Below are 25204 nucleotides of genomic sequence, written 5' to 3'. Positions count from 1 at the left end.
TTAACTCCCAGAAAGCGGTAATTCTACAGCAAACTCAGCTCCTCCCAATTCGCCATTCGCGATCGCGCGTACTTTCCCTCTCATATCTTTAACAGAATCTTTGACAATTGTCAAGCCAAAACCTGTACCACCAGTTGTAGTCGTGATACCAGGCAACCAAATTTCATCTAGTTCAATATCCTTGATTCCCAAACCATTATCTAAGACTTTTAGTCGCACGTTATTCCCTGAAATTTCAGTGATGATAATTATTTTCCGTCCTTGATTGCGTGCGCCCTCAACCTGGAAAGCATTAATAGTATTTGTCAGCAGATTTGTCAGAATGGCTTCTACCAGAGCAATGCTACCCCTGATGTGGGGTATTTGATTAACTTTTATTGTTTTTATTTCTATTTTAGATTCTTCAAAAAAAGGTTGGAACAGTTCAACTGTATCGTCAATAACACTGTGGACATCTATCACACCAGAGCGACGCTTTTCTCGTTTTAATAAATGCAGCGGAAAATTAGCAAAACGCTTCCAAGAACTACTGGTTCGATAAAGCATTTCTACAGGTTCTTTCAGAGACTCTGTATATTCCTCGTCACTCAGTAGTTGTTTTCCTTTACTTTCTATTCTCTGAGCTAATTTCTGGATTAGAGTGACAGGTTTACTAGATTCGTGAGCAAAAACTGCTGCCGTTGTTCCCGCTGTAGCCAAACTGCGATAGAGCTGAAGGTCATCGCGCAATGCTTTTATTTCTCGCTCTTTAGCAGTTTCATACTCTTTAACTACATTCCGCACGATCGCCCGATTTTCTTGCGCTACTGCTTCTTCGATCGCTTTTTCAAGACGTATTTTGACATCCTCAACATCTTGACTAGATTCTTGCTTGATTTCCTCTCGTTTCTTTTCTGTTTCTTTCAGCCTCTCTTTAGCCATCCATTCCAACACATCGACAGCAAAGCGTCTCAGCTCCAAAAAAGCTTCATTTTCTATGAAACCGAGCCGATCGGTTTTTTGAATTAGGAAGTCATCAGGATCGATCGCAATTACTCGGCCAATAACCGTGCTGGTGGAAGGACGCACCTCAGGGTTCCTAGCCCGTGCTAAATTGATATTCAGCCAATCATCGGTGCGATCGCCATAAGGCTTTACCCGCAAACCTCGGTGGTAAAGATGAACACCTCCTACCTCAGTCAGCCAACTTCTGACTTCTGCGGAAGAAACTTTTTTGGCTGAGAAATTTTGAGGATTTAGCAGAAAAACCCACATCTCAAATTCCGCTGGCACACTTCTGTATGGTTCTTTAGAGGGATTTCGAGAAATATTTTCATGATCGGCGCTAAAAATCAAGTCTCCCTTCCAATCTAACAGCGTCGCTTCAGCAGTTCCCTTCGCATTCAAACTAGCTTTTAAATGATATTCAGCGGCCTCAAAGTAAGCCTCATTTACTTTTTTTTCGATATCGGAAAATCCTGGAGCTATCAGCCGAGGACGGAAAGCGACACTATTATCAAATGGATCGGCTAAAAGTAAAAGTTCTCTTGCCAGTCTTTTAATCTCAAGTCTTCCCAACTTAACTTTTAAGTTATGAATTGTAATATCAGTTCCTTGACTTTTTTCAGTAGAATTTTTTTGAGCATCAAAAGAGACATCTTCTACGACATCAGCGCCTTCAAAAACATCCCAGTTAATTATGAGACTGTACTCAAATCCCGGCTCATTTTTAGGTCTGGTTTTTAGGTCAACTTGAGAACCTTGCCTCAAAGCAGCTAGCCTGCCTAATCCTTTATCGCCAACAGGTAAACGTCCCAGCAGTGTGGGCTGTCGGGCTGCTTTTTTTGAGCGACCCAGTACCAACCATCCCTCACTAATGGCATCGGTATCCATACCTGTACCGTTATCTGAAATAATTATTGAGCCACCTATATTGCTAGTATTTATAAGCTCTACGGTGCATTTTGTAGCATCAGCATCATAAGCATTCTTAACTAACTCTATAATACCTTGATCCGGGTTCGGGATCAGTTCCTCGCCTAGCCTGTTGAGGATGTTTGGTGAAAACTTAAAGTGCATAATATTGTCCGTTATTTAATATCACCAAGAGTAGGCAACAATCTCAGGATTTATACAGAACCTCTATATGTATTATGCCACAAGCACCTTACCCGAACCATTTAGTAAGATACATCCGAACAATTGCCTAATTCCTAATTCCCGATTACCAATTACCGATTACCGTTCGACTTCCTCTTCCACATAAACAGTCAATTTCTCCAAATCTGGAAGTTCGATCAATTCTTGTTCCTTTTCCTTAACGGACACGGGCATCATCACAGGTTGACGGTGCTCTATCCAGCAACTCGCCAGCGGCAAAGTTTGCTCCAAATCTTCCAAAGGCCTCGGAATTACCATCACCGCGTTCAACTCGCCAATTCGCTCAGCTTCGTACATCCCCGCTTCTACGGCTACTGCTACATCTGCGACTGCACCGCGAATAATTGCCGTGCACAAACCGGCGCCAATTTTCTCGTAGGCGGCCAAGTGTACGTCTGCGGATTTGAGCATAGCATCGCAAGCGCCGACCATTGCCGGAAATCCCCGGGTTTCGAGCAAACCGATCGCCTGATTGCTCAACCGAGAATAACTGCCACTTTCCGACAGTTGAGTCAGGCGAAAGCCGATCGGCAAAACCACTTCCAAATTAGCCAAAGGTCTAGCAATCACCAACTTAGAAACAAACTGCCCGAACTGTTCGGCAGTTTGAGCTCCAGCTTCCACCGCCAAACGCACGTCGGAAATTCTGCCCCGGACGATCGCAGTACAGTGACCGGAACCAATTTTTTCGTATCCTACTAAAATCACCCCTGCCGACTTCAGCATCATGTCAGCAGTCCCCACAATTGCCGGAAAACTCTTGGTGGATACCAAACCCAAAGCAGTGTCTTTGAAGTATTCCTGGCGCTGCGATCGCTCTTCGTGACTGTTACGATCTGTTTGTCCGTCCATCTTCTATTACCCTTAGAAACTTCCCAAAATAAAAATTTGTTGATAGTTTATAGTTTCTCAGATGAGAAGACAGACTGCACGAGCTACAAGACACAGATTGCTGCTGCAAGGCCTTACAAATTGCTGAGCTACCAATAATATGAGATTACCTATTTATATTTGATCTTTCTGCCTTCAGCATAGCTGCCTTTTGGCGAAATGACGGCTACCCGGAACCGCCCGATAGAGTTTGGCCGTTTTCCTCCGATCGATTAAAAGCTTGCCGGTGCGGAAACAGCGTCCCCAACAGCCGATTGATGTGAGCTTGACCGTACAGAATAGTTGGCGTTTCCCCTGGTTGGGGAGGCTCTGCAGCGGTGGATTCCGGCGGGTCTGGGGCAGTCTCTGGCGCTGTTTGAGGCGGTGTTTGGGTGGGTTGTGGCGGCTCGATCGGCTCGATCGGTCGATCGACTGGTGGCGTAGTGGCTTCGGGGGTTTCTGGTGATGTTGGCGCTGCTGTTGGCGCTGCGGTTGCTTCTTCTGCGGCGGCTTGGCGGCTGGTATCTCCGATTAGAGAACCTGCTGGCATAATTTGCATTTTGTCTATACAAGGATTGATTATGGTCGTCCCGGCGCCAATACAGGCATTTTCCCCGATCGTCCCCGCACCTACCACCAGCACCCCTGCACCCAGAATAACGCCCGCCGCGATTTCCAGAGTACCTTCACGGGCGTGAAGGATAACTCCCATACCGATACAGGCACTGGCGGCGATCAAGATCCGGCTACCCGGATCTGCTTGCAGGATGACTCCAGGGGCGATCGCCGCACCCTCATTCACAACTACATCGCCACTCATCAAAATCTGAGAGTTGCTACTTAATTGCAGTGGCGATAAATACATTCAACTTCACCATGAAAGGAGCTATAATTTTAGATATAAGGACTTTAAATTATCGGTTTTCTCGACTGATACAATTAATCCTTTCAAGCTAAGAAACTAGGATTTAGTATACTAAGAAGCTTGAGGCTTTAACGTTTTCTAGAAAGTTTCAGAAGATTCTAGATTTTGACCAATACTTCTCAATCGAGTTCTCTAAATATCTAAAATCTAACTTCAATGCGATTGCATTTCTCCCGCCAGCCCAACAGAGAACTTAACGGGAGAAACCAGCTAATTACCTGACAAATTAAGGGCGTTGGATAATTTCTTCGAGAACCCGGCGCTTGGCCTTGGAGTCGATACCAAGCAAGCGGACGTAATCGCCACTGTGTTCTGTCATACAGCCTTCGAGAGCGGAAATCACTTCCGATTCGCGGTTAGATGATATCGGCGCGCAACTACTCCACGAACCAGTACGGAAACGACGCGCGTCGGCGTGTTCTGTGCCAATTTTGTAGCCTTGGGAAAGCAAATTGCGGATTTGGTCGATCGTCTTACCAGTCAACTTTCCACTACCAGCCGCACCAGTCGAAGCTGCTTTGAATCCCGATGTTCCAGCCGGCTTAGCCGATTGAGCAACCGGGCCATCGGGACGCTGAATAATTTCTTCAACTATGCGGCGCTTAGCTTTCGGATCAATCCCGATCAAACGCACATACTCGCCCGTATATTCGTTCATCACAGCTTCCAAAGCGGCGATCGCCTCAGATTCGTTTCTGACTTGCAGCGAAGCCCCGCTTTGCCAAGAACCAGTGCGGAAGCGGCGCGCATCGGCGTGTTCCGTCCCCACCTTGTAGCCTTGAGCTAGCAAGCCACGAACCTGAGCCACTGTTTCGGCACTCAATTTTCCGCTTGACACGGAACCGCTATTGTGGTATGAAGCTTGTTGTGCAACTTTACCGTTAGATTGGTGAGTTTTCGCACCGTTAGAACCGTTAGAGCCATTGTCTCCCGGTCTTTGGACGATTTCTTCTAGTACGCGGCGCTTGGCTTTGGTGTCAATCCCGATCAAGCGGACGTATTCTCCTTGGTGATCAGCCATGCAAGCTGACAAAGCCGCGATTACTTCAGAGTCGCGGGTTGAGGAAATCGGGCCACAAGTGCGCCAAGAACCGGTACGGAAGCGGCGCGCGTCGGCGTGTTCGGCTCCCACGCTGTATCCTTGGGCTAGTAAATTGCGGATGCTATCGGCTAGAGAAGAACTCAATTGGGTGCCGGCATGGGTAGAATATTTGGTTTGAGTCATATTGGGGTTTTTAGTTTGCTCGTTGCGAATTGGTGCTAGACAGGCGATGTTCTCAGCGCAGCGATAACCCGTTCTCAGAGCGTCATTGATGCCGATGACATGGGTAGCAAATTGAACGTCAGAATCTTGAACGTCAGGCAAGCGATCGGCTTGCTTCTGATTAGTGATGATGGCTCCCGAAGGTACGTACTTACCGGGGGGAATCTCCACATCTTTAATTAGTACGTGCATCATCACAATGCAGCCGTTGCCCACTCTGGCATTGAACACCGTAGAGCGAAAGCCGATAAAGCACTCGTCACCCACGTAGGCAGGGCCGTGAATTAAACTCATGTGGGTGAGGGAAGTATTTTTCCCCACCCACACAGAATAGGACTTGCCGTCGTCTCCTGTGACTCGGCCTTGTTCTAGGCCGTGAATCACTACTCCGTCTTGAATGTTACTGCTTTGTCCGATATAAAAAGGAGTGCCTTCATCGGCGCGGATAGATGTCCCGGGGGCAATCATCACATTAGAACCGATCTGCACATCCCCAATAATGTTAGAAAAGGAATGTACGAAGGCGGTGTCGTGAATTTTGGGCTCAGCCAAGTTTTTCGACCAAGGCGTCGGGGGAGCCGCAACGTTGCGGACTGCCATAAATTAAGTTCTCCTAAACTGAAAAATCTTTTTGTTAGTTGTTAGTTGTTAGTTGTTAGTTGTTCACTGTCAACTGTTCACTGTTCACTGTCAACTGTTAGCTGTTCACTGTTCACTGCCAACTGTCAACTGTCAACTGTCAACTGTCAACTGTCAACTAGCGGTACGGGTCGTCTTTTTTACTGTAAATGAGGCGGTTTTCTACATTGACAGTATCTATAATGCCTACTACTAGAGCATCGATCGGACGGTTTTCGCTGCCGGGGGCGATCCGGGCTGCGCTGCCTCGGGTTACTAAAACCCATTCATCTATACCAGCGCCCACGCAGTCAGCGGCTACCTCATAGCCGGGAACTGGTGAACCTTCCTCATCGATGAATTGCAGCAGGAGAAATTTCGATCCTCTCAGCGTCGGCTCTTTTTGGGTACTGACAACTGTGCCGAGAACTTTGGCCATTTGCATTTTAGGTAATAGGTAATAGGTAATTGGTAATTGTCATTTTTACAGGGTCACTTGTTTTTTTTATTAGCTCTGTCCGATTTCCGTTGTCCGCCTTTTAAAGCTTCGTCTAGTAACTAATGACTCATGACTCATGACTCATGACTAATAACCAATATCCCATGCCCACCTCAATTAAAAATTAAAAATGCTAAATCAAAAACATCGCGATTTTTAATTTTTAATTACCAAACGCCCCTAACAGCCGTGAAGCGAAGCTATCCCGTAGGGAATCGCCTATCTTATGATCTGTTGAGGGGGCGAATGCCGCTCACGCCTTCACGGAACTGTTCTACAGCTTCGGTGTAGCGAATGGGCAACACGTACTCCAAGTTTTCGTGAGGGCGGGCGATAATGTGGGTGGACATCACTTGTCCGCCGTTAACGCGCTTCACTGACTCTACTCCGGCTGCGACAGAAGCTTGCACTTCCGAGACATCTCCTCTTACAATGACCGTAACGCGAGCGCTACCGATTTTTTCGTAGCCTACCAAGGTGACGCGGGCTGCTTTGACCATCGCGTCAGCGGCTTCTACCACTGCGGGGAAGCCTAATGTTTCGATCATGCCAACTGCAATTGCCATTGGTTTTACTCCTGATTGAATATTTGGGGAACTAAACTGTTAATTTTTGACGATCGCACAAATTTTCTTTTAAGGAAATTTTTGTGCGCTAAGAACTTAGTAGCCTCGGAACTGTTCTACTGCTTCTGTATATCGAATCGGCAGAACGTATTCTAGGTTTTCGTGGGGGCGAGCGATGATGTGGGTAGATACGACTTCTCCGCCGTTCACCCGCTTGACGGATTCCACTCCGGCAGCCACTGAGGCTTGAACTTCCGACACGTTGCCGCGCACAATTACGGTGACGCGGGCGCTGCCGATTTTTTCATAGCCCACAAGGGTAACGCGAGCAGCTTTGACCATAGCGTCGGCAGCTTCCACAACAGCGGGAAAACCTTTTGTCTCAATCATTCCCACGGCAATTGACATTTTTGAATCTCCTTTGAGGATGAGCGAAATTACCGTTACAAATCTTTGAGAAATCTAAAAATTTGGACGGGGAGGCCCACATTATTTAGTAATGCAGTGTAAAGCTTCCTATCCTATAAGAATAGGGGAAGCTGTCCACCTTGACAATATAAACTAACATCATAATGTTTAATAACAAAAATTAAAATTTTTTATGTTACTTAAAATAATTTAATATTTATTTAATAATCTTAATATTAAAGAGGGGTAGATGCCGACGGCGAGGGGTATCAAAGTAAGTAATAATACTCATACAAAGTAGAGTTCGGTATTTCAGTTGACAGTTGACAGTTGACAGTTGACAGTTGAGTGCGACCTCTACCTGGAAGTCCGAGGATTGGAGTAATGAATAGTCTTCTTTTAATTTCTCCCTACAAGGCTTGGGGCTTTAAACCAATTCTTTCTGGTAAAGGCGGAGCTGATCACTGCCTGGAAACTTGGGGATTCCAAAAGGGGGATCGCGGGGAAATTGGTGAAAAAGGCAGTCTTGGCCCATCGGCAGGCATTTTTTTGTTTGAGTGCCTCTTCTGCTCAGCCAGTAAATTTGTGTTGAGAGAATTATCAGTTTTGATGCTTTAATGTATAGTTAATCTGGAGTGCAAATTATTTTGCCACAACTATACGATCGGGTTTAGTCAAAGTTTTAGGGTGTCGGGCGATCGCCCGCGACTGTTTTTGTATAAAGGCAGCCAGTAATTTCAAGTTTAAGGGATAAATTAAATGACTGAATTTCTCCTCCAAGCCTGTTGGTGGGTTCCTTTATATGGCTTAATTGGCGCAATTTTAACTTTGCCGTGGTCTACAGGAACCGTTCGCACCACAGGGCCGAGGCCTGCAGCTTACTTCAATTTGTTGATGACTGTATTGGCTTTCATCCACGGAACGGTGATTTTTAGAGCAACGTGGGATCGACCCCCCCAACAGTTGCTCGTACACTGGGTGCAAGCAGCAGATTTAAATTTGTCTTTTGCCATAGAAATCTCCACCATCAGCGTCGGAGCAATGGAGTTAGTTACAGTTCTGAGTCTGCTAGCACAAATTTACGCTCTTGGCTACATGGAAAAAGACTGGGCGCTAGCTCGATTTTTTGGGCTGCTCGGTTTTTTTGAAGGAGCAATTAGTGGCATTGCCATTAGCGACTCGCTGCTGCTAACTTACGCTTTGTTGGAATTGCTGACGCTTTCAACTTATTTGCTAGTCGGGTTTTGGTACGCTCAACCGCTGGTAGTAACGGCGGCTAGAGATGCGTTTTTAACAAAGCGTGTAGGAGACGTACCGCTGCTGATGGGAGTAGTGACGCTTTCTACTTTAGCGGGAAGTTTGAATTTTTCCGATTTAGAAATATGGGCTGCAACTGCAACTTTGTCTCCTTTGGTAGCGACTCTTTTAGGTTTGGCTTTAATCGCTGCACCTACAGCCAAGTGCGCTCAATTTCCCTTCCATTTGTGGCTTGACGAGGCGATGGAAGGGCCCAACCCGGCTTCGATTATGCGGAATACGGTTGTTGTAGGTGCTGGCGCTTATATTTTGATTAAACTTCAGCCTGTTTTAGCGCTGTCGCCGGTGACTGGTGTGGTGTTGGTGGTTTTGGGTGCGGTGACGGCGGTTGGCGCTTCCTTGGTAGCGATCGCCCAAATCGACATCAAAAGAACACTATCGCATTCTACCAGCGCTTCCTTGGGTTTAGTGTTTATCGCGGTGGGACTCAATCAAGTTGACATTGCTTTGCTGTTGCTGTTCGCGCACTCGATCGCCAAAGCACTATTATTCATGAGCGTAGGGTCAATTATTACCACAACTAACACTCAAAATTTAACAGAAATGGGTGGGTTGTGGTCGAAGATGCCTGCCACGACTATGGCTTATTTAGTAGGCGCTGCAGGGATGGTAGCGCTGTTACCTCTGGGCAACTTTTGGGCGATGCGACGCTGGCTCAACGGTTTTTGGACAGTGCCCTTGTGGTTAGTAGTTGTATTGCTTTTGGTTAACTGTTTGACAGCGCTAAATTTAACTCGCATATTCGGTTTAGTGTTTGTGGGAAAACCGCAGCCAAAAACTCGCAGAGCTCCAGAAGTTGGTTGGCCGATGGCTTTGCCGATGGTAATTTTGACGGTGATTGGGCTGTTGGTGCCTTGGATATTGCAGAAGTGGCAACTGTTAATTAGTTGGACTGGGCCTTGGGCGACAACTGGGGATTTTGATACTTTAAATTTGCTGTTGAAGACTCTGGATACTCCGCTGTTAATGTTATCTGGCTTGATTGGCGTGGCGGTTGGCGTGGCGATTTATTGGTACGACGTTTTACCTCGACCGGTACGGCTGCCGATTCCAGCGGTGCAGGATTTGTTTGCTTACGACTTTTATATCGATCGAGTTTACCGCTTGACTGTGGTTTGGGCTGTGGCTTCGATTTCTAAAATCAGCGCTTGGACTGATAAGTATGTGGTGGATGGGGCAGTGAATTTGTTCGGTTTTGCCACAATTTTCAGCGGTGAAGGGTTGAAGTACACCGGCACCGGTCAATCGCAGTTTTATGTGTTGACTATTGCGGGGGGGGTTGCTGTGTTGCTGGCGTTGACTATTTGGCAGTTTTGAACCGCAGAGGTTGGCAGATAAATTTTTCGGGGTTTGTCTGCTTTTTGTCTGATGTTATTTAATTTTTAACCGCAGATGAGGGCGGATGAACGGGGATGTAGGCGAAGCCTTCCCGAAGGGTACGCAGATGATTTTATTCTGGGTTTGTCTGCTTTTTTATCTAATTTTATTCAAACTCGATCGGCCACAATTCGGCAACCGGAACTTCCCAACCGGGTAACAGTTCGGGAATTGAAATCATGTCGCCGTCTCTCAATACAACTGGCTCGGCTGTCGAAGTGTAAATTGTTACTGTGCGCTTGTCCGGGTCGATTAATATTCCTACTTTGGCTCCGCTTTCGATAAATGATAGAATTTTTTCTCGGAGGGGTTTGAGGCGATCGGACTGAGAGTTGATTTCTACAACTAAGTCGGGAACAAGTTCGGCAAAATACCTTTTACGTTGTTTGAGGCGATCGGCACAAAAGAAACATCGGGAAATCTCAGATCGGAATTGGGGAGGATAAACCCGCCGCTAGATTCAAATACTCGTCCGAGTTTGCGAGGTTTAACCCAGTTGCCCAAAAGTCTGCCAAACTCTGCCCCAATTTCGCTCGATACAATGTCTGATGGGCCCATAAGGATAATCTTCCCGTCTACGAGTTCTAATTGGTAGTCTAGATGTGCTTCCGAGAGTATACCTTGCAGTTGTTCCAAGTCGGCAACGGTGAGGCGGGTGGAACGAGAACCGGATTTAATTTGCAAATCTTCTCGATCTGTAAGACTTGAGGTCATAGGAGGATTCCAGAGACATTTGAATCTATGTTAACAAGAAAATCAGCCGATCGCTTTTATATGTAGTTGCTTTGCGTTAATGTTAAATATAACTCTAAATACTGTGTAACAAAGGAAAGTTTTAATTGATGCTCAGTGCTTTAATCTGGATACCAATGTTGGCTGCTGCCCTGATTGGGCTCTGGCCCGGTTCAGTGAGTCCTAAAATAGTTCGGAATGTAGCGATCGCCATTGCGGGTATAACTTTTATTCTCTCGGTGATTTTGGCAGTTCAGTTTGATGCCAGTACCAGTCAGTTGCAGTTTGCGGAATTTATTCCTTGGATAGATGTTTTGGGATTGAATTATAATCTCGGCGTTGATGGTTTGTCTCTGCCTTTGGTAATTTTAAATACTCTGCTGACAGGAATAGCTATTTATGCTACGGATGAGTCGATCCGCAGACCTCGACTTTATTATTCTTTGATTCTGTTAATTACCGGCGGCGTAACAGGGGCTTTTTTATCTCAAAATTTGCTGCTGTTTTTCCTGTTTTTTGAGGTAGAATTGATTCCGCTTTACCTGTTAATTGCGATTTGGGGAGGCGAGCGCCGGGGTTATGCTGCTACTAAGTTTTTAATCTATACTGCATTTTCCGGAATTGTGCTGCTGGCTGCTTTCTTGGGCACTGCTTGGCTTAGCGGTGCTTCTAGTTTCGATATGGTTGGTGCAGCGGGCGCATCGCATTTGCAAGGAGGATTGCCATTGCCTTTGGTAAGGCAAATTGTTTTGCTGGCAGGGGTGTTGCTGGCTTTTGGTATTAAGATGCCTTTGGTGCCTTTTCATACTTGGCTGCCGGATGCTCACGTAGAAGCTTCGACGCCGGTTTCGGTGCTGCTGGCGGGGGTGCTTTTGAAGCTGGGGACTTATGGGATGCTACGCTTTGGTTTGGGTTTGTTTCCCGAGGCGTGGGCGGTGGCGGCACCTTGGTTGGCGAGTTGGGCTGTGGTGAGTGTGCTTTACGGGGCGAGTTGCGCGATCGCCCAAAAAGATATGAAAAAAATTGTAGCTTACAGTTCGATCGCTCACATGGGCTACATTTTGTTAGCTAGCGCCGCAGCTACTCCGATTAGTATGTTGGGAACTGTTTTGCAAATGGTTAGCCACGGTTTAATTTCGGGGCTCCTATTTTTGAGTGTCGGTATTGTTTACAAAAAATCCGGCACCCGCAACATCGATGTGCTCAAAGGTTTATTCAATCCCGATCGCGGTTTGCCGATGATTGGCAGTTTAATGATCCTCGGGGTGATGGGAAGTGCCGGCATTCCGGGGTTGTCGGGATTTATTGCTGAATTTTTGATTTTTCGGGGCAGTTTGCCAGTGTTTCCCGTGCAAACTTTGCTCTGCATGATCGGCACTGGTTTAACTTCAGTTTACTTTTTAATTATGGTCAACCGCGCCTTTTTCGGCCGCCTTTCGGATGTGGTGGTAAATTTGCCGCAAGTCCGCTGGCGCGATCGCATTCCTTCGCTGGTTTTAGCAGTAATTATCGCCATCATGGGAGTGCAACCTGGTGTTTTAGTTGCTTTGAGCGAGAAAACTGCGATCGGCTTAGTATCGGCTGTGCCCGCGCAAGTTAAACAAGTTGCTCAAAACATGGATTGATATCTGTCATAGGTTTGTAGTAAGTGGATAATTGCCAAAAACAATAGTATCTTGTAGGGGCGGGTTTAGCTAAGAATATATGATACCAGGCAGTTTGTGAAGGCAAAACCCGCCCTCTCTCTCCCCATCTTCAGTCCTTTAACAAAGCTTTGAGCCGATAATGACTGAAGTCCTCACTACAAACCTTTCTCTGGATTCTGAATTGCTCGGTAATAAAACAGTTATTCAATGAAGGTTCAAATCAAATGACAAGTACCGTATTAAAACCCTCTGCCCATCCCCTCTCCGCATACATTGATATCTTGGAATCAGGCAAAGCTTTACTGCCTGAATCTACGGAAAATGTGGTTGAAGTTGTCGGCGTTCTGAAAAGTTATGCTATTGTTTTAGATGCCTATTCTCGCAATCTCAATTATATTGCCGAAGAACAGTTTTTAGTGCTTTTTCCGTTTTTTAAATATTTTAACGGAGAGGTGACGCTGCCCAAATTAAGGCGCTATTTGTGGCACGATCGCATAAATTTTGAGTATGCTGAGTATTGCATGAAAACAATGCTTTGGCACGGCGGCGGGGGTTTGGACAGTTATTTGGATTCCCCGGAATTTAGCAGTTTGGCCGAAAAGGCGATCGCTGCTAAACTGAAAGGCAATTTTTTCATGCAGGGACTCAACAAAGCATTTCCTGATTTTTTGCCGGAACAAGTGCGGATGCTGGCTTACTACACCGGTCTCGGTCAGTTTTGGCGGGTAATGAGCGATTTGTTTATGGACTTATCTGATTCCTACGATCGAGGGGAAACTAAGTCTATTTCTGATGTAGTTGATTTTGTCAAAGCCGGTTTAGTCGCCGGGGCCAGCCTACCGATTACCTACAGCGTCAAGATTCACGGTCAAGTCTACGATATCATTCCGGCATCGGCTAACTTGACATTTTTACCAGATGTAGCCGTGCCTTATGTAGAGGCTGTTTTCTTTCGGGGTACAGCTTTTTTTGGCACAGTTTCCTACAACGCTCAAGCTCATCAAATCCCGGAAAAACAAAAAGATTTTGCCTACGGGGCTTTGTTTGCTGACCCTTTACCTATTGGAGGTGCAGGGATTCCGCCAACTCAATTGATGCAAGATATGCGTCATTATTTGCCGGAGTATTTGCACGAAGTTTATCGCACTAGCTGTCGCGGCGAAGACGATGTGCGCGTGCAAATTTGCCAAAGTTTTCAGAAGTCAATGTTTTGCGTGACGACGGCGACTATTTTGGGTCTAGCACCTCATCCGATGAATACCTCAGACCCAGAGGAAAAAAAGGCTAATCGGGCTTATTTGGAAGCTTGGATGGATCGATTTGGGAATTCTCGCTTGGATTGGGCAAATCAGCCAACTAACCGGGCCTGTCAGTTGTTCCCAGAACGGTAGTCATTAGTCATCAGTCATTAGTCATCAGTCATTAGTCATCAGCATTTTGTAGGGGCGGATTTAGCTAAGGATATATGATACAAATGACTAAAAAAAGGGCAAAACCCGCCCTCAGTCATTAGTCATTAGTCATTAGTCATTAGTCATTAGTTGTAGGGTGTGTGACAGCGAGAAAGCTTTGACTTGTAGTTTGTGACTTTGGACTGTCACGCACCTTTTTTTCAACTTCCAATTCCCAATTCCCAATTCCCCAACTACTAGATTCGGACTAGAAGACTCAGGCCGTGAGAGTCCGTGCCACAAGTTCCCAGCAAACCATAAGTTTCTGCTAATTCTTTGACTAAAGCAGTTTGTTTGGGACTCGGTTTCCAAGGATTGGGATTACCGTAAGCATAGTAAATTTCTACACCGTCAATGCCGAAACGGGCTGCTTCTGGGATTAGTTTATCTGCACTCGATCGATACCTGCAAGGATGTGCGAGAACTGCTAAACCTCCTGCTTCATGAATAGCTTCAATTACCCTAGCTGCTGAATAACAATAAGTGCCTTCTGTACTTTTACCTCGTAGGTATGGTTGGAGACTGGGATGTTGCGGATCAAAGGCGTAACCGAGAATGTGTACCTCATTGTTAAGCAATTCGGCATTAATTTCAGCGCCTGTCCAGAGACTAGGTGCTTCGCTATCTTTGTCAGGATGGTTTAATTTCCAATTATCCAGCCAAATTTGAGCTTTAACGTAGCCTTGGGTGCTGTGGTGGTCGGTGATAGCTAAGCCTTTGAGACCTCCGGCTATGGCTTGTTCCATCAATTTCTCTGGCTGCAATCGCCCGTCGGAGTAGACTGTGTGCATATGAAAATTATAGGAACCCGGACAGCTATCGGCATCAATTGCCTCAAAGACTTGTTTGAGTGCTGAGATATTCTGGGCTTCTGGTTTGAGACTAGAACTTGTTGGGGAAGCTAGATTGACAGCCATAAGCGTTATTATAAAAAAAACTAACCTTGTTTAATATATCTAATAAATTGATATGTTGCACCTGTGGCAAGAGTCGGCTGTAGGATTGAAACATCTGGCGGATTGTTGCGTTCGGCACAAAATATCAATTCACTCGCACATCTTGCACAATTCTTTATCCAGAATTTTATTGTCGGGTGGGGGCGGGTTTATGAGATTATTGATTTTAGGCAATTTATAGTTGGTAAAACTCGCCTCTACAGGTTTGGGGAGAATGCCGCAAGATATCAATTTACTCGCACCTATTGCATCATTCTCAGCAACAGGCTTTCCGGCCTGTTCCACAAAGAGTAAATTTTATTGTGGAGTGGGCACCCTGCCCACGCTTAAAAGGTTTGTGGAAAATGCCACAAGAGATAGCAATCCTCGCATCATTTGTGAATTTCTTACTCCCTCCCCTTGGTAAGGGGAGGGTTGGGGTGGGGTAAAAAGTTTACGACTCCTGCAAGGATTGCTATATCAATTCAATCGCACTTTAAACCTGCGGCTGCGGCTGTGGAAAATTCGATCGGCACAAATGTAACTCCAAACTGTTCTCTAGAACACGGTACAATATGCGCCACTCGTTTAGGAGGGTTTTTCCGATTTCCAGTCTTCGAGTCAAACTCAATTATACCCGAGGCTCCTTCGGCTTTAAAGTTGGGATCGGCTAAGGTTTTTTGCATTCCTTGGCGGCTAGGTTCTGGCTGCATTTCGAGGGCTTTAATCAGCGTCCGGGCGGCATCGTAGGTTAAAGCCGATCGAGTATTGACCGGGCCTCCCCACAATTTTTCAGCGTTTTGCGGAAATTTTTTGTCAAAACTTATTAATGGATGCCAAAACACAGATATGCCCAGTTTTTCAACAGACTTTAGCTCTTTTGCTACTTCTAACGTTCTCGGTTCGTACAGAGTCCAGGGCCCGACAATCCAATTGCGATCGCCATTAGCTTTAATCATTGCGATCGCATTTTCCAGGGAATTAGTGACTTGACCGTCGGGAATGACAAGTAAGGCTGTTTTTCCGGCTTTCTCAACTTCTTTGATTGCTGCTTCGGCGTCTAAATTATTTTTAGATAAATCGTAATAATTCCTAATTCTAAAAGTCGAGCCTCCTTTGGCTTCAAATTGCTCTTTGAATTCTTCCCACAAAGAAGCGCTAAACGGACTGTTGGGATTGTAAAATACTGCGGCTTTTTTCTCACCGACCAAGAGCAGTTGATTTACTAAAGCTTCAGCTTCTATTCTAGTTGTCGGAGCCGTCCGAAAGAAAAATTTTCGAGGTTTTCTCGTCAGTTCTTCTGTTGTGCTTCCTGGAGAAATGGCGATTAGTTGATTTCGATTGTAAATATCTACGGTTTCTACAGTCATGTCGCTGGTGTAGTGGCCGATAACTGCTAGAATATCGGGCTGAGCGACCAGATAATTAGCCCTTTGAATCGCGTAGGATTTGATATTGCCATCATCAGCAATGATGACTTTGAGACCTTTTCCTTTAATAGCTTTTGGTTGGAGAAAGCCTTGACCGGGAAAATTTTTATTGTTCTCATTTGCAGCCAGAAGACCTAAATTAACTTCGGTTTGAGCTTGAGCAATGCCACGAAGCAGTTCTTCTGCTAAATTTGCGTTGAGGATGCTGCCGTCCTGATTTCTGCGAATGGGAACAACAATTGCGATCGTGTAATATTCTGCATTTATTGCCTTCAGCAGAGCATTGTTGATGTAAATTAAAGTTTCTGGATCTCTGCGGTCTTCCCGCCAGGACTGTTTGAGCAATTTTAAAGCTTCGGGATAATTTGAGTCGGCAAACTCATTGATTCCCCTTTGTTTTGACCACAGGGCAGAGGTTTGCACTAGGAGTTTTCTGCCGGAACTTACACCATCGCCGGAGGGTGTAGGCAGCGTTGGTTGCGGGGAAATTCTGGGGATTAGCGGGGAAATTCTGGGGATTAGAAATACGATCGCCCCAAAAGCCGCAATTCCCGCAACGCCGAACAGCAGCCAGCGAAAGTGCGATCGCAACTTCCGCGAAGTTTTGGGTAACTCGGGCCCTTTAACGATCGACAAATCCAAGTCTTGCAAAACTTCATCCACAGATTGGTAGCGGTCTTGAAAGTGGAAACGCACCATCTTGGTTACAATATTTTTGAGCTTGTCGCTAACTTGTACCGCAGGGCGATCGGGCGTCGAGTAATCCCAGACAATTTCCCCAGTTTCGGGGTCTTGCGGCAGATTGGTGGGACGTTGGCCAGTGAGAGCTTGGATGGCGATGATTCCGAGGGCGTAAATGTCGTTGTAGGGTTGCGGGAGAGACCGCGGGTTGTATTGTTCGGCCGGCATATAACCGCTAGTGCCGATCACCTGCGATGTTAATATTTCACCTGTAGAGTTAGAGGTAAAAGTGCTGATTTCTTTGACAGCCCCAAAATCAATTAAAACAATCTTTTTATCTGTTTCACGCCGAATTAAGTTAGCAGGTGTAATGTCGCGGTGAATAATATTTTCTTGATGGACTGATTTTAATATTTCCAGAACTTCCCGCAAAAAAGCAACAGTTTGTCTCTCCGTCCACTGTTTACCGGGAGTGAGTTCTTCCTTCTTGAGCGGATGTCCTTGAATGTATTCTTGAACTAAGTAAAAATTGCTATTTTCTTCAAAGCAAGCGAATAATTCGGGAATGCACGAGTGATTGCCGAGACGGTACAAAGCGCTAGCTTCCCTTTCAAATCGCCTCCTTGCCATCTCCAAAACGCGCGGATCGTTCGATGAGGGAAAAGGAATTTCCTTAACAACGCACAGGGGATTTCCGGGTCTACTTAGATCGTTAGCCGTGTAGGTGATCGCACACCCTCCCTGTCCCAACTCAGCGATAATTTTGTAGCTTTTGTGGAGGATATGCCCTAATTTGAGACACATATATTTTTCCAAAACCTCTTGACAGGCTGCGGTCTTTAATGTTGATTATAAGCTTTTTCGTTGCCAGATACAGCTTGGCAATATGTCAAATTCGTCTGGGTCGATCTCAAAAACACTATAAATGTCAGCAATTCCTCATTCCCTATTCTCCATTACTGATGACTGGTGACTGATGACTAATGACTAATTAATTATCTCTCTGCTAACTTACTCAGTACAAAAGCAGCTAAAAAACCGCAGACAGTAATTAGTCCAGCAAAATCGTGAGTTTCCTCGAATGCTTCGGGAATCATAGTATCTGAGATCATGGCTAAAATACCCCCTGCTGCTACGGCGGTAGTAGCGGCTATTACTTCCGCAGAAAAGTGGCTAAAAAGCGTATATCCTAATAATGCTGCGATACCGGAAATAACTGCGATCGCGCCCCAAACTCCAAAAATGTAACCCATCGATCTCCCGGCTTTTTTCATGCCGGCGGCGCTGGAGAGCCCTTCGGGAATGTTGGAGAGGAAAATTGCCGCTACTGTCACCCAACTGACAGCACCTCCAGAAATCATGCTGACACCAATGACGATCGACTCCGGTATCCCGTCTAACAGCGCGCCGAGGGCGATGGCTAATCCGCCATCGCCTGATTCTTTTTTAGCTGGGTGCAAAGCGCCCGATCGCTTGCGGTGTTTTGCTCCCTGTTGACTCAAAAACCAATTGGCGGCGGTGTAGACTGTAGCGCCCCCCAAAAAGCCGATCGCCGTCGAGTCGAAACCGCCGCGCTTGTAAGCTTCATCCATCAGTTCAAAGGATAGCGCTGAAATCAGCACACCGACGCCAAAAGCCATAATTGTCGCGATCGCGCGCTGGGGAATGCTGACAAAGTAACCCACCGCCGCTCCCAGTAGCAGCGCCGACCCCCCCAGTAAACCCCAAAATCCTGCCTGCAACCACACTGGAAACATCAGCTCAACCTCAGACGAATTTTTTTTATGCGCGCCTAAAAATTAATTATATATACGACTTACGGATGGGTGCCAGAAACCGGGTTTTTTACCTAATCTGCTAAGTACATTCCTCATAGTTATAGTCGCTAGTGTTCCCCTCAACATTAACTTTTTTACCCCAGGATGCGATTGACTCAAAACCAGGGATAGCCGCAGGCTTCTAACGGAAGAGATGGCTAATTTTTTAACTAGCATTATTCAATCAATAATAACGATATTTGATCCTAATCGCAGTCTCCGCTGACGGATATCCTGGCCCAAGAATTAGATCATCAGTCAACCAACCAATCGTTGCTGCAATCATGTGAGAAACCACCCGGCTTTTGACTTCGTTTGTGCTGTGTTGGATGTCTAGATAAATTAAGAATGAACTGGCAGCAATGGATGCGAATAATAAACGTCGATCGCTCAGAAATTCGACTAAAGTTAAGACTGTTAATACCGTCGCTGTTGGTAGCAGCGATCGGAAAAATTATCCCGGTAATTTTAAACTGCGTCTGAAAGAACGATTGGCTCCTTCAAATGGTTTTAACCTCGAACGTTTGGGCTGCCTTTGATTCCTCTACAAAGCCAATAAAAGAGCCGTGTAAATTCCAGCACCAAGGACAAATGCCCAAAACCGACTTTCTCGTTCTTCTGGCAATTCTTCTTTGAGGACGTTGAGAACAATTCCTCCGGCTAAAAAAGCAAATAAAACTGCGATCGCAGTTTTTCCAATCTCAGTAGCGCTACCCAACACCCACCCCACAATAATAGCTGCTGCTAGTATCCAGCGCCCGATGCGGTCATAAATATGCTTGTGGTGTTCCCGCAAACCAGAGTCGTTCACTGCAAAGTGCAGTGCCATTGCACAAGAAAACAACAGCAGATTGGTAATGCCCGGTTGTTCCCGATGCAGCAGCAGATAGCCAATCAGAGCGTTGTAGATTGAAAAAGAGCCAATGTGCAACCAAAAAACACCAGGACTGGTCACATCCTCTTCGCGACGCTGACGAGATAAATTTGCAATTCGCTCCAAGCCGTAAAATATAATCAATCCTAACAAAGCTATTAAATAAACGTGGTGTTCTAAATAGGAAATAACTCCTGATTCTACTTGCTCTAATACCGCTTGGTGCTGATTTAATTCCGGTAAAATATGCACAAAAACATACGCTACCGAAACCCCGCTTGCTGCTGAAAGCCAGCGATTGCGAGGAATAGGAGCAAACCGCAACTTGCCGAAAAATAAATGTGTCAGCGCTAAACCAATGGCAATCAGCGCGGTTAAAGCTAAAGTATTAGGAGCCGATCGCAAAGCTGCTGTTATTACCATAATTCTGCTCTACCAAATTAATCATGTCTTAAAGCTTTAATGACTTGGTGATACCTTTCTTGCACATCTTTCTGGTCTTGCTCCTGAGAGATTTGTTCGCTGCTACTATTTAAAATCATCTCCGCGTGACGGCGTAAAGCTTCTCGTTGTTTGGAATTGCGGGTGTAAGTGGCGATGCAAGCTATAGCTTCCAATAAGCGAATTGTTACCGCCACATCTGATTTACTGTACTGGCGAATTTGGTTAAAGGCAGCATCGACTAACCCTTCAAAGGTCACTCCTTCAACAATGACGCGCAAATTCTGTTCATCGTCGTAGCGATAGGGCGAGGGAAAATCCCTTTGAGCGAGGCGGGATAATCCGGCGCTGAGTCGATCGATACACCGAATCGCAGTAAACGGATCGTTGATAGCAGGAGAAATCGCACGTAAGGCTTCAACTAACTGATATATGGGAAATTCTACATCTTGATATTCAGTTTGTTCTTGACCCAGAATAAAAGCATCGTTCATCTGTTGTTTCAGGCTTTGATTCATTTGTTTTTCCGGGAAAACCATCGCTAAATCGCTGCCCTTGACGATCAACTTTCCCGATCGAGTTTTAAGACGTACAAGCAGATTGTACTGACGGGCAATTTTCATTAATTTGTCGTCATCGATTGCTTGCAAATAACCCTCACCAGTGGCTTTGATTGGACTTGCTTCCGAGTCAAAATTTGCTTGCAGGAATTTCTCCCACTTCTCGCGAGTTGTTCGCTTTACCTTCTCCGATTTTTTCGGGAAACAGACGATCTAGAGCTTTGTCTAAATCGCCACTAACCTGAGTAATTACATGGGACGCTTGAATAATGGTTGATGCGTGATGGATAAAGTAAATTAGTACCCCGATACTGGCAATTGCCAATCCAGTACCAACTGTAACCGAGAGTTGGGGTACAAAGAGACTGTATTCTTCTCCTTCTGCATGAATGGTTCGCAGTACGACTAAATAGTAAATAAACGTGCCAATGAAAGTACAAAGCATGATTTGATTGCCCGTATCCTGCATAAAATTACGCAGCAATCGGGGGCAAAAATTTGAACTCGCCAACTGAAGCGCCACAATAGTAATGGAAAAAGCTGTAGCAACAACGCTGATCGTTGAACCGGCAACCGATGAAAGAACCGATCGCGCACCATCGGTTCCACCCGTGTAAATCCACCTCCAGTTTGGTATATTACCCGTGCGGTCAAGTGTCAGCATGGCGATCGCTAAAATTATCGACCCCAGCGCCATCAACGTTGGGATAAACCAGTAGCTAGAGTGCAGCGAGTCCCAAAGTTTGCTTAACTTGACATTTTTCATGAGTTGGGGTGGGGTTAAGATTATCCGTTGCCGTTGCCGTCTTGTTGCGATCGCAGTTCAATTAGTTTTCGCAGAGAACCGCTGATGCTGAGGGGTTTGGGAACTTCGCCATTACCAGCGGGCCATCCTTCGCGTTGACGTTTGCGATCGCCATCCGTCTCTTCGGTTTGGTCGTGAAACAAAATTTGCTGCGTAGGAAAGGGCAAGTCGATCCCATTGGCAGTCAGATTTTTCTTAATCGCATACAGCACCTTGTCCCGCGATCGCAGATCGTCCATTCGTCGTGGCGGAGCAATCCACCATCGAGCGCGGATATTGACGGTACTTCCTGCAAGTTCCATCAGCAGCACGTCAGGAGCAGGGTCATTCAAAACCTCATCCACACCGTGCATGGCTTCCATCATTAACTGCTTGGCTCGGTCAATATCATCGCCGTAGCCGATACCAACGTCGTATTCCATCCGGCGTTTATCAAAGGCAGTATTCACAGTAACAGAATTGGTGAACAATTCCGCATTGGGAATTACAATCCGGCGACCATCATAGGTTCGGATTGTTGTAGCGCGAGTTTCAATATTTTCTACCGTTCCCTCAAAGTTTTTAAACACAATCTGGTCATCGATTTGGAACGGTTCCGTCAAAAGAATTAGGATACCAGCTAGGAAGTTTTGTAAGATATCGCGAAAGGCAAAACCAATCGCTACCCCGCTAATTCCCAGCAGTTGCACCAAATCGCCTGCTCTAAATGTGGGAATTACAATCGACAAGGCAATAAACAGACCAACCAGAACAGTAATACCCTGCGCTAACCTTCCCAACACCAGTCCCAAATTCCGGGATTGGCGGTGGTTGCGGGTAAGCCGCCTGACCGCTCTCTTAATTGACCTCCCAACAAAGAAAAAGATTGCAAAAACAATGAACGCTAGCATCATATTAGGCAGCAGGACAATGAAGCCATTGATCATGCTCTCAATCTTGTCCCAGACTCCGGATATTTCTGCTGTCATAAAACTTCCTCTTGCATCAGTCGTTATTGATATAGCAATCCTAAATGATTTGCGTAATTATTGTAGGGGCAATCCCCCCGTGGTTGCCCCAATAGATAGGGGGTAGGCACGGGGGCACGACCCCTACAAATTTATCTGAACGATTTAGGATTGCTATAGTATTAAAATTAGCCATGTCAAACTCTATCTTAAGGCTCTAGATTACTCTAACGTGAGGCTAATTTAGGACTTACACAGCGACAGTAAATATTGGGGATGGTGCGTTACGCAGAAAGCTAACGCACCAACAATTTTTTTCAAGTGGATATCGAAGCCACATCTTGACCGTTGAGTTTTTGTGCGATCGCATCGAGCACCCTCTGTTCTGCTTCGGAAACCTCTCCGCTACTTTCGGCAATGCGACGGCATTGAGCTAATAGCGGTACTGCAAAGTCCGGGTTAAGTTGCTCTAACAATGCACCCAATGGTTTAGGGGACTTGATGTTAGCAGCAACCCTTTTGAGAGAATCGGCATTTAATTGCAATGCCTTCAATTCTGGCAGAATATCTTCCCAGTTTTTGTTGGGATAAGTTGCCAAAATCATGTGAACCATAATTTGATCCATCGCTGCTTGCTGGGCGATCGCAACATCGAGATATTTCTCGCTTTGTTGCTGGATCGCTTCGAGCGTTTCGGTTCCAGGTTCTTCAGTCTCTTCCCTCAGTTTGGCTTCGTAAAATTGGCGCGCCGCATATCCCAGCGCGTACAGCATTGTAGCATTCGTACTCGCACCAATCATCGCGCCAGCCAGCGGTACGTTGCGTAAAAAGCCCAAACCAGCTCTCATTGCATTGCTACCGCCTAGCGCTAACCCAAAAATTGCCAAAACCTCACCTTTTCGGGCTGGCTGTTGCAAATCCATCCCATAAGCGGCGGCAATTTCATAAACCATTTCGGTTTGAATCGCAGTAGTTGCGGCTAAATCGATCGCCAGCAGTGCAGCCGCGACACCAGGTAAAATGCTGCTAGCAAATCCAACACCACCGGCGTGAATTGCTTTTTCCACCATAATGCGATGGGCAATTTCGCTGGGATATTCATTGGGATACTTTTGTTGGAGTTCCTTGACTTGAGCTTCCGCTTTGGCTAAGTCGATGCGATCGCTGACCCCAACTAACCAATCAAGTCTGAGTACCCCTGCCACTTGTTTAACAAAGGGAAGATTGCCAACATAAGTTACCGCATCTCCGGTTCCTTGCGTCGCTTGTCCAATCAATCTATAAGTTTGTTTAGCAGCAGCTTCCCCCCAATCAACTGCTGTGTCAACAACCGCTTTACCTGTATTCAGTGCAGATTCTGTTGTCTCGGCAATGAAATTTAACAAACCAGACTTTTGCTGTGAATTAGTTTGTTTTTTTGGGTTTGATTGGTCATCCATCACTGTTTTTTCAATTAACTACAATACGCCAGGTTTTCAGCTTGGACGTAGCCTCTCAGTGGCACTGTAATGGGCACCCAACCATCCGTTCCTAAACTTTCAATCGTCACTCTTCGTCCACTCGCGACGACTCCAACGCTTTCCCCATCAGTGGAAGGTGCTTGATGTACGTTAATTCCTCTGGCGGCTGCCACTTGGCGGCAGTTAGTAGGAGGCGGGGCGGTTGCGGCTTCACACGCTCCGAGAAAACCACCATATACGTAGCCTTGTATGGGGGCTGTAATTGGTACCCAGCCATTCTCACCAAGATTTTGAATCGTCACATTTCGTGAGGAACCGATGATGCCAACCGCTTCGCTGTTAGCTGTCGGTTGTCGCCGAACATTAAGGCCATTCCTCGCAATAACCTGGCGACAGTTGTCTGAAGCTTGCGCTAGTAAATATTCACCTTGAATCTGTTTTTGATTTGTATTAGCGGCGAACGAGGGAGCAACTAAAACCGTTGCCGTTAACAAGATCGAACTTGTTAACCTTGTATATTTTTGCCAGATCCTCTGCTGTTGCATCGCTTTATCTCCTTTTAAATCTCTATGCCAAAACCTTAGAAAAGGTTTTTAGCTTGTTCATCTTCTCCAAGAAAGGATGAATCATCATCACAATGGTATAAAATCATTCGACTCGCTGGTGTGCTTGTTGAATTTTCTGGTTTTATAATCGCTAATCAAGCATAAACGCGAGGTTTGCGAGCGCCAACTGCACCACCCATCATTGCCGCTGCCAAACTCAGCAAAGAGCCCAGTAGAAATGACCAAGTAGCTTTAGCTGTATTACCAGCTAGATCGCGAACTTGATTTGGGTCTACATTCGGCGCTTGATTCGGTATATTAACGCCGCCCTGTTGTTGTACTTGATTGGCAATTTCTCCAGCATTAGCAGCGGCAGCGCCAACAGCACCCGATATCCCGGTTGCTAATAACCAAGAACTAAGTGCTAATGTAGCTCCCCACATAATTGCTGCATTCAAAAGTGCTGTTTTCTTTGTCATAGGGCCGCAGCTTTGAGCCATCACCCAACCTCCCAAAAATAGGGAAATCAGCAAACTGATAATCGACCAAATTACTACCCCAAGACCAACGGAACCTGCATCCGCACCTGTTGCACCGGCGCTTAATCCGATCGCCATTGCCAAAGCGCTTAAAAGTAGTTGAGTGCCCAGAGCGATCGCAATTCCTGCCAAAATTGGCCCCCACCTCACTTGGTCGTGGTAATCCACCAGCGGATTGACGATTGTAGGATCAGTGAGGTCACTGCTCGATCGATCTGGATAAGTCATAAAAGATTAACCCCTGCGTTACGTGGTTATTTTTTTTTGAAGGTAATTTAATTTTACCAAAAAATTGGGTCTAAAGCCCCGTCCTTCTAGGACGGCTTTAATTTCCACTTATTGCAAATAATTGTTAAAT

The 25204-nt window shown here is 45.9% G+C and carries 23 protein-coding genes and 1 pseudogene; 5 read left to right on the top strand and 19 right to left on the bottom strand.

Annotated elements, in window-relative coordinates:
* The 7 genes from QUA44_RS16900 to QUA44_RS16870 form a co-directional block, all read right to left on the bottom strand.
* Positions 1-2058: an ATP-binding protein gene (locus QUA44_RS16900; RefSeq protein WP_333252712.1), complete on the bottom strand. Its 2058-nt coding sequence runs from the start codon at positions 2056-2058 to the stop codon at positions 1-3.
* 159 nt (positions 2059-2217) lie between these two features.
* Positions 2218-2991, bottom strand: a complete 774-nt coding sequence (locus QUA44_RS16895; RefSeq protein ID WP_333252715.1) for a BMC domain-containing protein — start codon at positions 2989-2991, stop codon at positions 2218-2220.
* A gap of 205 nt (positions 2992-3196) precedes the next feature.
* On the bottom strand, positions 3197-3874 hold the full coding sequence (locus QUA44_RS16890) for a carbon dioxide concentrating mechanism protein (RefSeq protein WP_333252717.1): 678 nt from the start codon (positions 3872-3874) through the stop codon (positions 3197-3199).
* A gap of 286 nt (positions 3875-4160) precedes the next feature.
* Entirely contained in the window at positions 4161-5798 is a 1638-nt protein-coding gene (locus QUA44_RS16885) for a ribulose bisphosphate carboxylase small subunit (protein WP_333252719.1), read from the bottom strand.
* Positions 5799-5955: 157 nt separating this feature from the next.
* Positions 5956-6261 carry a EutN/CcmL family microcompartment protein gene (locus QUA44_RS16880; RefSeq protein ID WP_172186882.1) on the bottom strand — a complete coding sequence of 102 codons (306 nt, stop codon included), beginning with the start codon at positions 6259-6261 and terminating at the stop codon, positions 5956-5958.
* A 278-nt stretch (positions 6262-6539) separates the two neighbouring features.
* Positions 6540-6881 carry a carbon dioxide-concentrating mechanism protein CcmK gene (locus tag QUA44_RS16875; protein ID WP_006635058.1) on the bottom strand — a complete coding sequence of 114 codons (342 nt, stop codon included), beginning with the start codon at positions 6879-6881 and terminating at the stop codon, positions 6540-6542.
* A 96-nt stretch (positions 6882-6977) separates the two neighbouring features.
* Positions 6978-7289 carry a carbon dioxide-concentrating mechanism protein CcmK gene (locus QUA44_RS16870; RefSeq protein WP_006635059.1) on the bottom strand — a complete coding sequence of 104 codons (312 nt, stop codon included), beginning with the start codon at positions 7287-7289 and terminating at the stop codon, positions 6978-6980.
* A 384-nt stretch (positions 7290-7673) separates the two neighbouring features.
* Between QUA44_RS16870 and QUA44_RS16865 the strand changes: the two genes are divergently transcribed.
* Both QUA44_RS16865 and QUA44_RS16860 read left to right on the top strand, forming a co-directional pair.
* Entirely contained in the window at positions 7674-7907 is a 234-nt protein-coding gene (locus QUA44_RS16865) for a hypothetical protein (RefSeq protein WP_333252721.1), read from the top strand.
* A gap of 141 nt (positions 7908-8048) precedes the next feature.
* Positions 8049-9923: an NAD(P)H-quinone oxidoreductase subunit F gene (locus tag QUA44_RS16860; RefSeq protein ID WP_333252723.1), complete on the top strand. Its 1875-nt coding sequence runs from the start codon at positions 8049-8051 to the stop codon at positions 9921-9923.
* 166 nt (positions 9924-10089) lie between these two features.
* Here the strand turns inward: QUA44_RS16860 and QUA44_RS16855 are convergent.
* Positions 10090-10697, bottom strand: a pseudogene (locus QUA44_RS16855) (Uma2 family endonuclease).
* Between the two features lie 128 nt (positions 10698-10825).
* On the opposite strand from QUA44_RS16855, the gene QUA44_RS16850 reads away from it, so the two are divergent.
* Positions 10826-12340, top strand: a complete 1515-nt coding sequence (locus tag QUA44_RS16850; protein WP_333252725.1) for an NADH-quinone oxidoreductase subunit M — start codon at positions 10826-10828, stop codon at positions 12338-12340.
* A 245-nt stretch (positions 12341-12585) separates the two neighbouring features.
* Positions 12586-13752 (top strand): CO2 hydration protein, encoded by a 1167-nt coding sequence (locus QUA44_RS16845; protein ID WP_333252728.1) that lies wholly within the window; start codon positions 12586-12588, stop codon positions 13750-13752.
* Between the two features lie 257 nt (positions 13753-14009).
* Here the strand turns inward: QUA44_RS16845 and QUA44_RS16840 are convergent, their stop codons facing one another.
* The 4 genes from QUA44_RS16840 to QUA44_RS30725 form a co-directional block, all read right to left on the bottom strand.
* Positions 14010-14729, bottom strand: a complete 720-nt coding sequence (locus QUA44_RS16840; protein ID WP_333252730.1) for a PHP domain-containing protein — start codon at positions 14727-14729, stop codon at positions 14010-14012.
* A gap of 503 nt (positions 14730-15232) precedes the next feature.
* Positions 15233-17662 (bottom strand): bifunctional serine/threonine-protein kinase/ABC transporter substrate-binding protein, encoded by a 2430-nt coding sequence (locus QUA44_RS16835; RefSeq protein ID WP_333252732.1) that lies wholly within the window; start codon positions 17660-17662, stop codon positions 15233-15235.
* A gap of 191 nt (positions 17663-17853) precedes the next feature.
* On the bottom strand, positions 17854-18615 hold the full coding sequence (locus QUA44_RS16830; RefSeq protein ID WP_333252734.1) for a ZIP family zinc transporter: 762 nt from the start codon (positions 18613-18615) through the stop codon (positions 17854-17856).
* A gap of 244 nt (positions 18616-18859) precedes the next feature.
* Entirely contained in the window at positions 18860-19069 is a 210-nt protein-coding gene (locus QUA44_RS30725; protein WP_445243733.1) for an HPP family protein, read from the bottom strand.
* Here QUA44_RS30725 and QUA44_RS16825 point away from each other — a divergent pair.
* Entirely contained in the window at positions 19038-19214 is a 177-nt protein-coding gene (locus QUA44_RS16825; RefSeq protein WP_333252736.1) for a hypothetical protein, read from the top strand. The two genes, QUA44_RS30725 and QUA44_RS16825, sit on opposite strands and share 32 nt — an antisense overlap.
* 5 nt (positions 19215-19219) lie before the next feature.
* Here QUA44_RS16825 and QUA44_RS16820 read toward each other — a convergent pair whose 3' ends face one another.
* The 7 genes from QUA44_RS16820 to QUA44_RS16790 form a co-directional block, all read right to left on the bottom strand.
* The gene (locus tag QUA44_RS16820) at positions 19220-19972 is read right to left on the bottom strand and encodes a hypothetical protein (RefSeq protein WP_333252738.1); all 753 of its coding nucleotides are present in this window, start codon (positions 19970-19972) and stop codon (positions 19220-19222) included.
* Between the two features lie 17 nt (positions 19973-19989).
* Complete coding sequence (locus QUA44_RS16815) at positions 19990-20664, bottom strand: DUF2254 family protein (protein WP_333276637.1); 675 nt, start codon at positions 20662-20664, stop codon at positions 19990-19992.
* A gap of 16 nt (positions 20665-20680) precedes the next feature.
* Positions 20681-21316, bottom strand: a complete 636-nt coding sequence (locus tag QUA44_RS16810; RefSeq protein ID WP_333252740.1) for a DUF2254 domain-containing protein — start codon at positions 21314-21316, stop codon at positions 20681-20683.
* Positions 21317-21336: 20 nt separating this feature from the next.
* A complete protein-coding gene (locus QUA44_RS16805) occupies positions 21337-22323 on the bottom strand; it encodes a mechanosensitive ion channel family protein (protein WP_333252742.1) in 987 nt (328 codons plus the stop codon).
* Between the two features lie 296 nt (positions 22324-22619).
* Entirely contained in the window at positions 22620-23741 is a 1122-nt protein-coding gene (locus QUA44_RS16800; protein ID WP_333252744.1) for a hypothetical protein, read from the bottom strand.
* 14 nt (positions 23742-23755) lie between these two features.
* Positions 23756-24307: an SH3 domain-containing protein gene (locus QUA44_RS16795; RefSeq protein WP_333252746.1), complete on the bottom strand. Its 552-nt coding sequence runs from the start codon at positions 24305-24307 to the stop codon at positions 23756-23758.
* Between the two features lie 155 nt (positions 24308-24462).
* A complete protein-coding gene (locus QUA44_RS16790) occupies positions 24463-25074 on the bottom strand; it encodes a hypothetical protein (protein ID WP_333252748.1) in 612 nt (203 codons plus the stop codon).
* Between the last annotated feature and the right edge of the window lie 130 nt (positions 25075-25204).

The sequence above is a fragment of the Microcoleus sp. N9_A2 genome (genome assembly GCF_036701775.1).
Taxonomy (GTDB): domain Bacteria; phylum Cyanobacteriota; class Cyanobacteriia; order Cyanobacteriales; family Microcoleaceae; genus Microcoleus.
The sequence above is the reverse complement of the archived record's forward strand: the minus strand, read 5'-3'. Positions and strand labels throughout refer to the sequence as shown.